Source organism: Lactococcus sp. KTH0-1S (genome assembly GCF_052544945.1).
Genome location: NZ_CP195165.1, coordinates 1,003,363 through 1,017,206, shown reverse-complemented (window position 1 = coordinate 1,017,206; position 13,844 = coordinate 1,003,363). Strand labels below are relative to the sequence as shown.

Sequence of the window (13,844 nt, the reverse complement as noted above, 5' to 3'; positions counted from 1 at the left end):
TTATTTGCTAATTTATAAATAAATCTTTGATTTTTTACTGACAGTTCTCTGCTTTTGGCATTCTACAATATAAAATCACTTTTTCTATTCTACCACAAAATCAAAACGAAAAAAACTTACAAATTATTTATTGGTCAAAATTGATAAGATTGTTTATCTCTTTAAAATCTACTGACAGCTTAATTTGAAGTGAAAAAATTACTGACAAAGCTGTCAGTAAATTATTTCATCTTAGAATTTCAAAATCATATTGACATGTTTAATATCATCTTCGTAAAAGGGTTCAGAATTTTCAACAAAACCAAATGAAGCATAAAAATCACGCAAATAATATTGCGCTTCAATTGTTACTGCTTCTTCCCCATCTTCTTTAAGGACTTCTAAGGCTTTTTCAATGAGTCCTCTTCCCAAATTTTGTCCACGAAATTCAGGATTGACAAGGACACGCCCAATTGAAGCCTCTGCAAATGAAATCCCTTTGGGAAGTAGGCGACAAAGGGCCATCAGTTGACCATTTTCATTTTCTAACCAGAGGTGTTTGGCTACTTGGTCTTTGCCATCAAGCTCTTGATAAGGGCAGTTTTGCTCTACAACAAAGACAGCTGTACGCAGGCTTAAAAGTTGATACATTTCATCTAATGTAAGTTGATTAAAACTTTTTTCTTTCCAAATTGCTGTCATTTTTCTTCCTCCATAATTGTCACAAAATTGGCTTTTTGCATTTCTTTTAGAAAATCAGAATGAATTTTCACTTTCTCTGAATTATGTAAACGAATATTTAAACTCGAACCTACGGAGTATTCTCGTTCAATCGAAATTCCAAGAACTTCAAATCGTTCCCATTTTCGCTCAAGATTTTGCTGATAATAGACTAAAGCTTTGGTGATTGGTAAATTTAACTTTCTGCGAAGGCTGTCAGTAATTTCATCAGAGCTGTCACCAAATAAATCTAACTGACCGAGTTCGTCAGTAACTTCTGATTCTACTGACAGCTCAACTTCTTCAATTTTCTGTAAATATTGATAAAGTTTTGCCGTGATTAAGCAGTCGTTGAGCGCGTCATGCGAACGTAAATCATTCATTTCTAGTAGGTCTTTAAAATTTTCTAGAGCATAAGAAGACATGGTTAATAACTTTTTACTTTCTGCCAAAGTATCATAGACACGAAAAGCCTCAACATCAGTAATGGCACAATCAATAATGGCCTGATAAAGAAAAGAAATATCAAAAGGGGCATTATGAGCCACTAATAAATAACCTTTGATGAAGTCTAAAAATTCAGGCAAGATTTCTTCAATCGTTGGTTGATTTAACAAATCAGCTGGTTTTATGCCAGTCAATTGTGTGATTTCAGTTGAAACATAAGAACGTTGATTTTTTACTAACTGATTAAATCTAGCTTGCTCTTGATTATTCTCATCATATTTTACCGCTCCAATTTGAATAATTTCATTTTTTTGTGCAGAAAATCCTGTAGTTTCAAAGTCAAATACGACATATTTCTCAGACATTTTTATTCAGTTCCTCGATAATTTCTTTTGTTTTAATTAATTTCCCAAATTTTGGTACTTCGTCAGTTTTTGTTTTCTGGAAGTTTTTTAACTTTCTGTCAGCACAGGCATCTTCAATTATCATCGCTTCAAATCCCAAATCCGCTCCCTCTCTGGCTGTTTTTAATACTCCATTACTCATAGACACACCAGAAACATAAATTTTACTGACAGAATTATTTTTCAACTCGTCAGCTAAGCCATAATCAGATTGTTTAAATGCTGACGGCCCATATTTTACTAATTGATGTAATCTTGGATTTTTATCCAATTCATCTTGCAAAATCATCCGAGAAAAAGCTTTTTTAGCTGATTGCCAAAGTATTTTTGGTTCAACAGTCACAAGATAAACTGGCTGATTTTTTTGGTCAAATGCAGCAACTAAAGCTCGATTATTTTCAATAATTTTATCCCAGCCATAAGGAACAGCATCTTTCGCTAATTTTTTAATGAATGCTTGCAAATCAATAATAATTAAAGCTGATTTTTGCATTTTTTCTCTTTTCATTTTTTATCTTCTTTTAGAATTTCTTCCATTATATCATAGCTGACAACATGAAACAAAGTTTCTCTTGCTAGCTTTGCGGCTTACGAATAGGCTTGTTGTTACACCTAAAGTGAGCAATAGTGATGCTTACATCATAAATTAAAGCAAAAAACCTCGAAAAATCGAGGTTAATTATTAAAGAAAGTAACTTAGAATACTGTTTCTTCTTCCATTGTAAATTTCACATTATTTTCAATCCATTTACGACGAGGTTCAACTTTATCCCCCATCAGTACTGAAACCCGTTTCTCTGCTTGAGCTGCATCATCAATGGTCACTTGAATCAATGTCCGAGTTTCTGGATCCATTGTGGTTTCCCAAAGTTGGTCAGCATTCATTTCTCCAAGTCCTTTATAACGTTGCAAATTAGCATTTTTACCAAATTGCTTGCGAAGTTCTGCTAACTCACCATCTGTCCAAGCATACTCAATTTTTTCTTTTTTGCCTTTTCCTTCGCTCATTTTATAAAGTGGTGGAAGGGCAATATAGACATGACCCGCTTCAACCAATGGTTTCATATAGCGATAGAAGAAAGTCAATAAGAGCGTTTGAATGTGAGCTCCATCAGTATCAGCATCGGTCATAATAATGATTTTGTCATAATTACGGTCAGCCAAGGTAAAATCTGCCCCAACGCCAGCACCAATGGTATAAATCATTGTATTGATTTCCTCATTTTTGAGAATATCTTGCATCTTAGCTTTTTCGGTATTAATGACTTTACCACGCAAAGGCAAAATGGCTTGGAATTTACGATCTCGTCCTTGTTTAGCGGACCCTCCGGCAGAATCTCCTTCGACCAAATAAAGTTCATTTTTATTTGGATTTTTTGTTTGAGCAGGGGTTAATTTACCAGACAAAAGTCCTTTGTCTTTTTTAGATTTCTTTCCATTTCGTGAATCTTCACGCGCTTTACGAGCCGCTTCACGCGCCTCACGGGCTTTGATGGCTTTACGAATCAAATTTTGCGCTAATTCGCCATTTTCCATCAAATAGAAACTTAGTTTCTCAGAAACCAAAGAATCAACAACTGGACGAGCTAAAGGAGAACCCAATTTATCTTTGGTTTGTCCTTCAAATTGGAGATGTTCCTCAGGAATTAAAACTGACAAGACGGCTGTCAAACCTTCACGATAATCCGAACCTTCAAGATTTTTATCTTTTTCTTTGAGTAAATTGACTTTACGAGCATATTCATTCATTGCTTTCGTAATTGCCGTTTTCAAACCTGCTTCGTGCGTTCCGCCATCTTTTGTTCGGACATTATTGACGAATGAAAGAATATTTTCTGAATAGCCATCATTATATTGAAGGGCAACTTCAACTTCAAAACCGTCTTGTTTTCCTTCAAAATAAAGAACTGGAGTCAAACTGTCTTTATCTTCATTAAGATAAGAAACGAAATCTTGAACCCCGTTTTCATAATGAAATTCTTCTTTTTCATCTGTTCGTTTATCTTCAAGACTAATCGTTACTTCTTTTAAAAGAAAAGCAGACTCATTTAGTCGTTCTGAAATGATATTATATTTAAATTCAGTTGTCGAAAAAATGCTAGAATCCGGCATGAAGGTAACTTTAGTCCCTGTTTTAGATTTTGGTGCTTTTCCTATTTTTTCTAAAGTAGTCGCTGGATGTCCACCATTTTCAAAACGTTGACGATAAACAGTCCCGTCACGAGTAATTTCAACTTCTAACCAAGTCGAAAGGGCATTTACGACTGAAGATCCAACACCATGGAGTCCACCAGAAGTTTTATAACCCCCTTGACCAAATTTACCACCTGCGTGCAAAATAGTAAAAATTACTTCCACAGTTGGAATACCCATGGCGTGTTTCCCAACTGGCATTCCCCGTCCTTCATCTTCTACTGATAAAGAACCATCAGCATTAATGGTCACCGAAATTCTGTTACCAAAGCCAGATAAAGCTTCATCAACCGCATTATCTACAATTTCCCAAACCAAATGGTGCAGACCAGTTCCGTCAGTTGAGCCAATATACATTCCTGGACGTTTTCTGACAGCATCCAATCCTTCAAGAACCTGAATCGCACTGTCATCATAGTTATTAATATCTATTACCATTTATTTCCCTCTCATCGAAAGCCTATATTTTCTATCTAAATCACTATTTTTTTATCCACAATGAGCTAATAAAAAATATTCATCTTGATTATTGTACCTTGTTCAGAAAGCTTTGTCAAAGGACTGCTGACAATTTTTTCATCTAATAGTAAGAATTTTTCCAAAAGTAAGTGAAGATGTTTCAATATTGTCAGTAATCTTTATTAAAAATATGATATAATTGTACAGTTAAAAGAGATTATCGATTTTAAACGAAATAAACTTCGGAGAACTTATGCTTACTATTATTCTTCTCATTGCCAGCTATCTTTTAGGGGCAATTCCATTCGGCTTATGGATTGGCAAGATTTTTTTCAAAAAAAATCTCCATGACTATGGCTCAGGAAATACTGGAACAACCAATACTTTTAGAATTCTAGGTGTAAAGGCAGGAATTTCAGTTTTTGCTTTTGACTTACTAAAGGGGACACTTGCTACTCTTTTACCCCTTTTCTTCCATATCAATAGTGTTTCACCTCTAATTTTCGGTCTTCTTGCTGTCATTGGACATACTTTTTCAATATTCGACCGCTTTAAAGGTGGAAAAGCTGTAGCAACTTCTGCTGGTGTGATTCTTGGATTTAGTCCACTCTTCTTAATTTATCTTCTTGTTGTCTTTATCATTGTCCTCTGGCTTTTTAGCATGATTAGCCTCTCTAGTGTGATAGGTGCTATATTTGCTTTATTAGGAATTCTAATTTTTCCTAGCATCGGATTTATTCTTACTTCCTACGACCTTTTATTCTCAATTATTATTTTTGTTTTAGCAATTATTATTATTTTAAGACATAGAACAAATCTCAAAAGAATCAAAAATCATTGCGAATCCCTTGTCCCATTTGGTTTAAACTTATCAAAACAAAAAGAAAAATAGCACAATATGTTGTGTTATTTTTATAATTTTACATAATTCAACACAATATCTAGTATCTTTAATTTGACTAGATATTTTTTTTACGATAAAATAAGACTATAAAAAGTTGAGAAAAAGTCAAAGACTTTTTACTCTCACTAATAAAATACGTTTGTCCTCAAAGGAGATTTAAAATGGTTACAGTCTATTCTAAAAACAATTGTATGCAATGCAAAATGGTCAAAAAATGGCTCTCAGAACATGAAATTGCCTTCGATGAAATCAATATCGATGAACAACCTGAATTTGTTGAAAAAGTGATTGAAATGGGATTTCGTGCTGCACCTGTCATTACTAAAGATGACTTTGCCTTCTCTGGTTTCCGTCCTAGCGAATTAGCAAAGTTGGCTTAATATGAAACTTGCTTATTTCAGTGTGACTGGGCAAACACGTCGCTTTGTTTCCAAAACAAACTTACCAAATGTCGAAATTAGTCCTGACGATGATATAGAAATGAATGAACCTTTTCTTTTGATAACGCCAAGTTATGCCGAAGAATCTCCAACAGTTTCTAAATCAATAGACGTTATGGACCCTGTTTTTGACTTTATGGCTTATAATGATAATTATAAACATTGTCTAGGAATTATTGGTACAGGAAATCGTAATTTTGCAGGCATTTATATTTTTACTGCTAAAGAAATTTCTGCAAAATACCAAATTCCGCTTTTATATGATTTTGAGTTTAATGGTACACCAGCCGATGTTGCTGCTGTCGAAAAACTCGCTACACAGCTTGACAAAGGAGCGAAAGTCACCTTCAAAAATCCGCTGTGATTTTATGGCTTCACCCTAATGAGTGAAGCTTCTTTATTTTTAACTTTTTATTTCTATTAATTAGTTTGAACTTATTATAATATTCGGGTTCACCCCTCTGTTTTTTATGGTTGAACGCTTTAAGAAAGGTCACTTATGTCTCTAAAACAACTTAAAGATGTAACTTATTTCAAGCTCAATAACGAGATTAACATTCCCGTTAATGGTAGCATTCCTCTTGCTAAAGATAAAGAAGCAATCACTGCTTTTTTTAAAGAAAATGTCGAACCTAATCGTTATGAAGCCGATACATATATCGATAAACTCAATTGGCTCGTTAAGGAAGAATATCTAGAAGCTGAGTTTCTTGAAAAATATAAACCAGAATTTATTACCAATCTTCGTAAAGAATTGAGTAAATTTGAATTTCATTTTGATTCATTTATGGCTGCTTACAAATTTTATAATCAATATGCCATGAAAAACAATGACGGTTCTCTCTATCTTGAAGATTTTGAAGACCGTGTGTTAATGAATGCTTTATACATGGCTGACGGCGATGAAAAATTAGCTAATAATCTTGCTTTTGCAATGATTAATCGTCGTTATCAACCTGCGACTCCGACTTTTCTAAATGCTGGACGTAAGCGTCGTGGTGAATTTGTTTCTTGTTTCCTTCTACAATTAACTGATGATATGAATTCAATTGGACGAACAATTAACTCTGCCTTGCAACTTTCTAAAAATGGTGGTGGTGTTGGTCTAAACTTGACTAATTTACGTGCTGCTGGTGCACCTATCAAAGGTTATGATGGAGTGGCAGCTGGTGTCGTTCCTGTCATGAAACTTTTTGAAGACGCCTTTTCTTATGCCAATCAATTGGGGCAACGTCAAGGTGCTGGTGTTGTTTATTTATCACTATTCCATCCAGATATTATGGAATTCTTGTCCACTAAAAAAGAAAATGCGGATGAAAAAATTCGTGTTAAAACACTCTCTCTTGGGGTTACTGTTCCTGATAAATTCTATGAATTGGTTAAAAAGGGAGAAACAATGTATCTCTTTGAGCCATATTTTGTTGAAAAATATTATGGTAAACCTTTTGCCGAAGTCGATATTACAGCTGAATATGACAAAATGGTAGCCAATCCAGAAATTCGTAAAACACCGATTAATGCCCGTGAACTTGAACAAGAACTTTCAAAACTTCAACAAGAATCTGGTTATCCTTACATCGTAAATGTTGACACAGTCAATCAAGCTAACCCTGTTGATGGTGTAATTTCAATGTCTAACCTTTGTTCTGAAATTTTGCAAGTCCAAACGCCTTCTTTTTTGAACGATGACCAAACTTATAAGGTGGTTGGAACTGACGTCGCTTGTAACTTGGGTTCAACTAATGTTTTGAATATGATGACTTCTAGCAATGAATTTGGAACTTCTATTGAAGCAATGGTTCGCGCTTTAACTTTCATCTCCGAAACTTCAAACCTCGATACTGTTCCAACTGTTCGTAAAGGTAATGATGAAATGCATGCGATTGGGCTTGGAGCAATGGGCTTACATTCTTTCTTAGCACAAAATCAAATTCATTATGACAGCAAAGAAGCCGTTGAATTTACTAGTGTTTATTTCATGTTGTTGAACTATTATACTTTAGTGGCTTCAAATAAATTAGCTGTTGAAAAAGGGTCTAGCTTCAAGAATTTTGAAAAATCTGCCTATGCTGATGGTTCTTATTTTGATAAATATTTAACACATGATTATTTTGCAGCTGTCTCTCCTAAAGTTCAAGAACTTTTCAAAGAGATTGCTGTTCCAACAATCGAGGATTGGACTGCTTTACGTGAGACAGTAAAAACTTCTGGACTCTATAATTCATATCGTATGGCAGTAGCTCCAAATGGTTCTATTTCTTATATCAATGACTGTTCTTCTTCTATTCACCCAATTGTTAATCGCATTGAAGAACGTCAAGAAAAGAAAGTTGGGAAAATTTATTATCCAGCTGCTGGACTTGCCACTGAAACAATTCCTTATTACAAATCAGCTTATGATACAGATATGCGCGCAGTAATTGACGTTTATGCAGCTGCTACAGAACATGTTGACCAAGGTTTGTCACTCACTTTATTTATGCGTTCAACTTTACCTGAAGGTCTCTATGAATGGAAAGTGGCAAATAATAAAATGACGACTCGTGACTTGTCTATTTTGCGTAACTATGCTTACAAAAAAGGAATCAAAACAATTTACTACATTCGTACATTTACTGACGACCAAGAAGAAGTCGGTGCCAACCAATGTGAAAGTTGCGTTATTTAATACAACAGAAGCATTAGTGCTAAAGCACCTATTGCTTCTACGGAAGCCGCTAGGGCGGACTTCCTATTGTCTTACTTGTTTTCATTCATTGAAGGATCGTCAATGAATGAAAATGGGGTAAGCATTTGCGAAATGTTTTAAAACGATTATTGACATTAACTTTTGATAAATTATCGAAAGTTTTTGGTCTAATGAGTCCCTATTTTTACTGACAGCTTCGTTGGTAAGTGAAAATTTACTGACAGAATTTATGACTAAGCTAAAAATACTGACAATATTTTCTGTCAGTAAATAAATGAGAGAAAGGAATTGAGTTTGCCCTTTTTAAAGCAGGCTCATATCTTAAAATATGTCTGAAACTGAAAATCTTACTGTCCCCACTTATTACAGTGCCATTGACTGGAATTCTATTGAGGATTCTATTGACAAATATACTTGGGAAAAATTAACAAGTCAATTTTGGTTAGATACTCGTGTTCCTGTATCTAACGATTTAGATGATTGGCGCAAACTTCCTCAATTGGAACGTGATACCTTTGCTAAGGCCTTTGCTGGTTTGACATTACTTGATACTTTGCAATCTGTTGATGGTGCTGAAGTACTCAAACATGATGCAAGAACGCCTCAAGAAATTGCCTGTTTCAACAATATCCAATTTATGGAATCTGTTCATGCTAAGTCTTATTCAACAATTTTTTCAACTCTAAACACGAAAAAAGAAATTGAAGAACTTTTTAATTGGGTAGATACCAACGTTTATATGCAAACAAAAGCCGAAATCATCAATAAAATTTATGAATCTGGTACTCCTTTGCAAAAGAAAGTGGCTTCTGTTTTCCTTGAAACTTGCCTCTTCTATTCTGGTTTTTATACCCCTTTACGTTATCTTGGAAATAACAAAATGATTAACTCAGCGGAAATTATTAAATTAATTATTCGCGATGAGTCAGTTCACGGCACTTATATTGGTTATAAATTCCAACTTGGTTTTAATGAGTTATCTGAAGATGAGCAAGGTGAATTCCGTGATTGGATGTATGAATTGCTTTATCAACTTTACGAAAATGAAGAAAAATATTCTCATTTACTTTATGACAAAGTCGGTTGGACTGATGAAGTTTTAACTTTCTTGCGTTATAATGCCAATAAAGCTTTGATGAATCTTGGACAAGATCCACTTTTCCCCGATACCGCAGCAGACGTTAACCCAGTGGTTATGAATGGAATTTCAACTTCTTCATCAAATCACGACTTCTTCTCACAAGTTGGTAATTCCTACCTTCTTGGTGAAGTGGAAGCCATGTCTGATGAAGATTATGATATCTAATTAAACAAATTTAAGAGTCTGTCAGTAAATAAGTAAAAGCTTATTTACTGACAGCTTTTTTTAGCAAAAAAAGAGAAGATTTAACTTCTCTTTTATTTTTATTAAATTTTAAGGAAACGACGCATTGATAAGAGGGCTCCAAATGAACCAATCAAAATACCAATCACGGCCATCAATCCAACAATTGCAGGAATGAATTGATTTGTCGCATACATTTCAAGTTTTTGTGATTGAAGACTTGGTGTCAAGCTAACAAACGCAAGGCGGTAAGCCCAAGCAACAATAAGTCCTGGAATAATTGAACCTAAAAGTCCAACCCAAGCGCCTTCCAAGAAGAAAGGCCAACGGATATAACCATTTTTAGCTCCAACCAGACGCATAATTTGAATTTCGCGTTGTCTTGACAGGATAGTAATACGAATCGTATTCGAAATCAAGAAGATAGCAACGAAAATCAATAAAGCTGCGGCAGCAGTTCCCCAAGTTCGAATTCCCTGAGCAATTTGGAACAGTTTTGCAGTATTGGCGCCACCATAAGTAGCTTTTTCAATTCCTGAAAGTTTTGAAATTTTTGAAGTGACTGATTTTACATTTGCTGGTTTATCAGCTTCAACAATATAAGCATCATAAAGTGGGTTGGCATCACCTTTAAAGAGATTCCAGTTATTTCCTAAAGCCTTTGTTAGTTCTTGTAACTGAGCTTCTTTACTTGAAAATTCAACTGTTTTTACATTAGGAACTTTTTTGATTGAGTCGTAAATCTTAAGGTGGTCAGGATTATTGATTGTTTTTTTATTATCTTTTGGATCTTGAATTTTTGTCTCTTGATCATGAACATCTAATTTCATGTAGGCAACAATCCGAACATTGTTTTCAATCCCATTAGATATTTTTGAAGTATTCAAGATAACTGAAAGGAAAAGTCCAACTAAAACTAAAGTAATTGTTACTGATGAAACAGCCGCAACTGTCATCCAACCATTACGTTTTAAGTTTTTGAGCGATTCCAAAAGGTGTTTGAAGAAATTTCTAATCATCGTAGCCGTAAACTCCTTCCTCTTGGTCGCGGACAATTCGTCCGTTTTCAATTGCGATAACACGGTGTTTTAAAGTGTTAACGATTTGGCTATTGTGGGTTGCCATCAAAATGGTTGTCCCTTGAAGATTAATTTTTTCAAGCAGATTCATGATTTCCCAAGAGTTTTCAGGGTCTAAGTTCCCTGTAGGTTCATCAGCAATCAATACTTTTGGTGCATTGGCAATTGAACGAGCAATCGCTACACGCTGTTGTTCCCCACCTGAGAGTTCATTTGGAAATGAACGAATTTTGTGTTTCAGACCAACAAGATCAAGCACTTCATTCACTCGTTTTTTAATTTCACGAGGACTTTTCCCAATAACTTCCATGGCGTAGGAGATATTTTCAAAAACAGTTTTCTTTGGCAAAAGTTTATAGTCTTGGAAAACAACTCCAACAGAGCGACGAAGCATTGGCACTTCACGACGTTTTAATTTAGATAAATCATATTGCGCAACTGTTCCAGAACCACGGTCAATCTTTAATTCACGATAAAGTAGTTTGATAAAGGTCGATTTCCCGGCTCCTGATGGACCAACGATATAGGTAAATTCTCCCGGCTCAATTTCAAGCGAGATATTACGTAAAGCCGTTGTTCCATTAGAATATTTCTTGGAAACGTTGCTTAATTTTATAATACTCATAGTACCTTTCCTATGCTAGATTTTTCTTCTAAGTCCTAACAAACGTTAGACTCATCCGTAAAATCCATTTTTTTAATCACTATGGATGTTTTAAAATCCTGCTTTCAAAAAAAACAAGAAAACGGGCACACACGTACCTTTTCTTTTTTTCTAAAATACAGAACTTTTAGCCCTACTGACAGCTTCATAGAATAAATCCACCAATTGAACTCTTATAATTATATCAAAATAAAAGTGCTTTAGGTGGCACTTTTATTTTATAACCTTTTCATTAATAACCTTAATGTTTCGTATACATTTCAAACACACGAAACTTTAATTTATAATCTATAAGTTCCAACGAAGATAAGCATTTATAAACCCGTCTAATTCTCCGTCCATCACATTTGAAATTTGTCCAGTTTCATAGCCAGTACGCGTATCTTTAACTAATTGATAAGGCATGAATACGTATGAACGAATTTGACTTCCCCAAGAAATTTCTGATTGGTCGCCACGAAGTTCATCAACTTCAGCTTGCTTTTTATCCATTTCTAATTGATAGAGTTTCGATTTCAGCATAGCCATCGCTTTATCCCGGTTACCATATTGCGTTCTATCCATTGTTGATTGCACAACAATTCCCGTTGGGATGTGAGTCAAACGCACACCAGTAGAAACTTTATTGACATTTTGTCCACCAGCTCCACCTGAACGGAAAGTATCCATTTTAACATCGGCATCACGAACATCTACTTCAATAGAATCGTCCAACTCAGGCATCACATCAACTGAGGTAAATGAAGTATGACGACGATTGGCTGAATCGAAAGGTGAAATACGTACTAAACGATGTACTCCTTTTTCTCCTCTCAAAAAGCCATAAGCATTTCGTCCAACAAATCGAAGGGCAACTGATTTCAATCCGGCAACATCTCCGTCTTGATAGTCGAGAATTTCAACCTTGAAACCATGTGCTTCGCCCCAACGAGTGTACATCCGCATCAACATTGAGCCCCAGTCCTGCGACTCTGTTCCCCCAGAACCTGGGTGAATTTCAAGAACAGCATTCATGTGGTCATAAGGTTGATTGAGCATAATTTCAAGCTCATAAGATTCAATTTTTTGACCGAGCGCAATTGTCATTTCCTCTAACTCAGCTTGCATCTCTTCGTCAGCTTCTTCTTGAAGCATCTCAAGCATCGTTTGCGCTTCCTCAAGCATATTATTCATCGCTTGATAATTGTCATATTTGGCTTTCAAAGCATTTGATTCATCAATCACTTTTTGAGCCGCTGCTTGATCATTCCAAAATTCAGGTTGTGCCATATCGTTTTCTAAAAGAGCTATTTCTTCTTCTAAACGCTCAAGATCTAATGATTCCCGAAAGCCATTAATCTTCTCAGCATATCCTTCAAGTAAATTTCTAATTTCTGATAATTCCATAGTAGCATTATACCATATTCACCACTTATAAGCCTAAAGTAAGCTATTCAATAGATAATGATTCATCAAAAATTTATTTATTAGATAGAACTTCTATCACATGCTATAATTTTATTATGACTAAAAAAAGACGCTTGGCTGTGATTTCTGATTTTCATATGGATTCTAATCATTTTTCTCAAGAAGAAATTGATATTTTTCTGTCTCTTTTAAAGGATTTAAAGATTACAGATTTACATTTTGCTGGTGATATTTCAAATGATTTTCATGGAATTTCCGAACCATTTTTCAAGCAAATAGAATTACTGACAGAGCTGTCAGTCACTTACAATCTTGGAAATCACGATATGGTTGGTCTTTCTGAAGAAGAAATTTCTGTCAGTAATTTTCAAGTAAAAACTTTTGCTTCTACTGCTTTTGTCAGTTTCCACGGTTGGTATGATTATTCTTTCATGACTGGAAAAATTGATATAAAAAAAATCATAGCTTTTAAAAATTCATTTTATTTTGATAGAAAAATTCATCGTCAATTTGATGATATCAAGATAACAAATCTTGAATTACAGAAATTAGAAAAGTTACTGACAGAACTATCAGCAAATCCTAAGATTGATAGAATTATTGTCAGTACTCATTTCGTTCCTCATCAGCAATTTATCATTAATACTCGTTATGAAAAATTTGCCCGATTCAATGCCTACTTAGGTTCGCAACATTTTCATGAAACCTTTAAGAAATTTCCCAAAATCAGTGATGTTGTTTTTGGTCATCTTCATCAAAGACGCCTGCCATTAACCATTGACAAAGTCCTCTATCACGCTCATCCACTAGGTTATCCTTATGAGTGGCAGATGATTAATCACTTTTTAGAAGAATATCCGCAGTATCAAATTTCCGAAAGCTGGCATTTGCGCAAAAGATACAATGCGATTCGCAAAAGTTCCGATTGGTTAAAGTTTCGTAAAGCCCATTTGCGGGAAGAATTTCTGTCTGCCTTGACAATTTTTGACTTGGATGACTAATATTTCTTGATAGTATAAAAACACAGTTCTACTACATAAAAATAAAAAAATCCGAACAATTATTAGTAATTTATTGCTTAAACTAAACATTTTTACTGTAAATTTCATTTAAAAAATGGTATATTAATAGATGA

The 13,844-nt window shown here is 34.7% G+C and carries 13 protein-coding genes; 6 read left to right on the top strand and 7 right to left on the bottom strand.

What is annotated here, in order from left to right:
• Positions 1-231 precede the first annotated feature (231 nt).
• The 4 genes from ACRYLU_RS05020 to parE all read right to left on the bottom strand — a co-directional run bounded on the left by ACRYLU_RS05020 (position 232) and on the right by parE (position 4,181).
• Positions 232-681 (bottom strand): GNAT family N-acetyltransferase, encoded by a 450-nt coding sequence (locus ACRYLU_RS05020; RefSeq protein WP_003130977.1) that lies wholly within the window; start codon positions 679-681, stop codon positions 232-234.
• Entirely contained in the window at positions 678-1,511 is an 834-nt protein-coding gene (locus ACRYLU_RS05015; protein ID WP_038601305.1) for a 3'-5' exonuclease, read from the bottom strand. The genes ACRYLU_RS05020 and ACRYLU_RS05015 overlap by 4 nt, the downstream gene beginning before the upstream one ends.
• Positions 1,504-2,058 carry an isochorismatase family cysteine hydrolase gene (locus ACRYLU_RS05010; protein WP_230315089.1) on the bottom strand — a complete coding sequence of 185 codons (555 nt, stop codon included), beginning with the start codon at positions 2,056-2,058 and terminating at the stop codon, positions 1,504-1,506. The genes ACRYLU_RS05015 and ACRYLU_RS05010 overlap by 8 nt, the downstream gene beginning before the upstream one ends.
• 188 nt (positions 2,059-2,246) lie before the next feature.
• Positions 2,247-4,181 (bottom strand): DNA topoisomerase IV subunit B, encoded by a 1,935-nt coding sequence (gene parE, locus ACRYLU_RS05005; protein ID WP_012897614.1) that lies wholly within the window; start codon positions 4,179-4,181, stop codon positions 2,247-2,249.
• 274 nt (positions 4,182-4,455) lie between these two features.
• On the opposite strand from parE, the gene plsY reads away from it, so the two are divergent.
• The 5 genes from plsY (at position 4,456) to nrdF (ending at position 9,541) form a co-directional block, all read left to right on the top strand.
• Positions 4,456-5,094 carry a glycerol-3-phosphate 1-O-acyltransferase PlsY gene (plsY, locus tag ACRYLU_RS05000; protein WP_445081323.1) on the top strand — a complete coding sequence of 213 codons (639 nt, stop codon included), beginning with the start codon at positions 4,456-4,458 and terminating at the stop codon, positions 5,092-5,094.
• A 173-nt stretch (positions 5,095-5,267) separates the two neighbouring features.
• Positions 5,268-5,486: a redoxin NrdH gene (locus tag ACRYLU_RS04995; protein ID WP_012897612.1), complete on the top strand. Its 219-nt coding sequence runs from the start codon at positions 5,268-5,270 to the stop codon at positions 5,484-5,486.
• Between the two features lies 1 nt (position 5,487).
• Entirely contained in the window at positions 5,488-5,910 is a 423-nt protein-coding gene (nrdI, locus tag ACRYLU_RS04990) for a class Ib ribonucleoside-diphosphate reductase assembly flavoprotein NrdI (RefSeq protein WP_029343796.1), read from the top strand.
• A gap of 135 nt (positions 5,911-6,045) precedes the next feature.
• Positions 6,046-8,214 carry a class 1b ribonucleoside-diphosphate reductase subunit alpha gene (nrdE, locus tag ACRYLU_RS04985; protein WP_445081322.1) on the top strand — a complete coding sequence of 723 codons (2,169 nt, stop codon included), beginning with the start codon at positions 6,046-6,048 and terminating at the stop codon, positions 8,212-8,214.
• A gap of 349 nt (positions 8,215-8,563) precedes the next feature.
• On the top strand, positions 8,564-9,541 hold the full coding sequence (nrdF, locus tag ACRYLU_RS04980; RefSeq protein ID WP_012897610.1) for a class 1b ribonucleoside-diphosphate reductase subunit beta: 978 nt from the start codon (positions 8,564-8,566) through the stop codon (positions 9,539-9,541).
• Between the two features lie 101 nt (positions 9,542-9,642).
• On the opposite strand, the gene ftsX is transcribed toward nrdF, so the two are convergent.
• The 3 genes from ftsX to prfB all read right to left on the bottom strand — a co-directional run bounded on the left by ftsX (position 9,643) and on the right by prfB (position 12,688).
• The gene (gene ftsX / locus ACRYLU_RS04975; protein ID WP_038601316.1) at positions 9,643-10,578 is read right to left on the bottom strand and encodes a permease-like cell division protein FtsX; all 936 of its coding nucleotides are present in this window, start codon (positions 10,576-10,578) and stop codon (positions 9,643-9,645) included.
• Positions 10,571-11,263 (bottom strand): cell division ATP-binding protein FtsE, encoded by a 693-nt coding sequence (gene ftsE, locus ACRYLU_RS04970; protein WP_038601318.1) that lies wholly within the window; start codon positions 11,261-11,263, stop codon positions 10,571-10,573. Before ftsE ends, ftsX begins: the two co-directional genes overlap by 8 nt.
• Positions 11,264-11,590: 327 nt before the next feature.
• Entirely contained in the window at positions 11,591-12,688 is a 1,098-nt protein-coding gene (gene prfB / locus ACRYLU_RS04965; protein ID WP_003130963.1) for a peptide chain release factor 2, read from the bottom strand.
• A gap of 116 nt (positions 12,689-12,804) precedes the next feature.
• On the opposite strand from prfB, the gene ACRYLU_RS04960 reads away from it, so the two are divergent.
• Positions 12,805-13,710, top strand: a complete 906-nt coding sequence (locus ACRYLU_RS04960; protein WP_445081321.1) for a metallophosphoesterase — start codon at positions 12,805-12,807, stop codon at positions 13,708-13,710.
• The last annotated feature ends 134 nt before the right edge of the window (positions 13,711-13,844 follow it).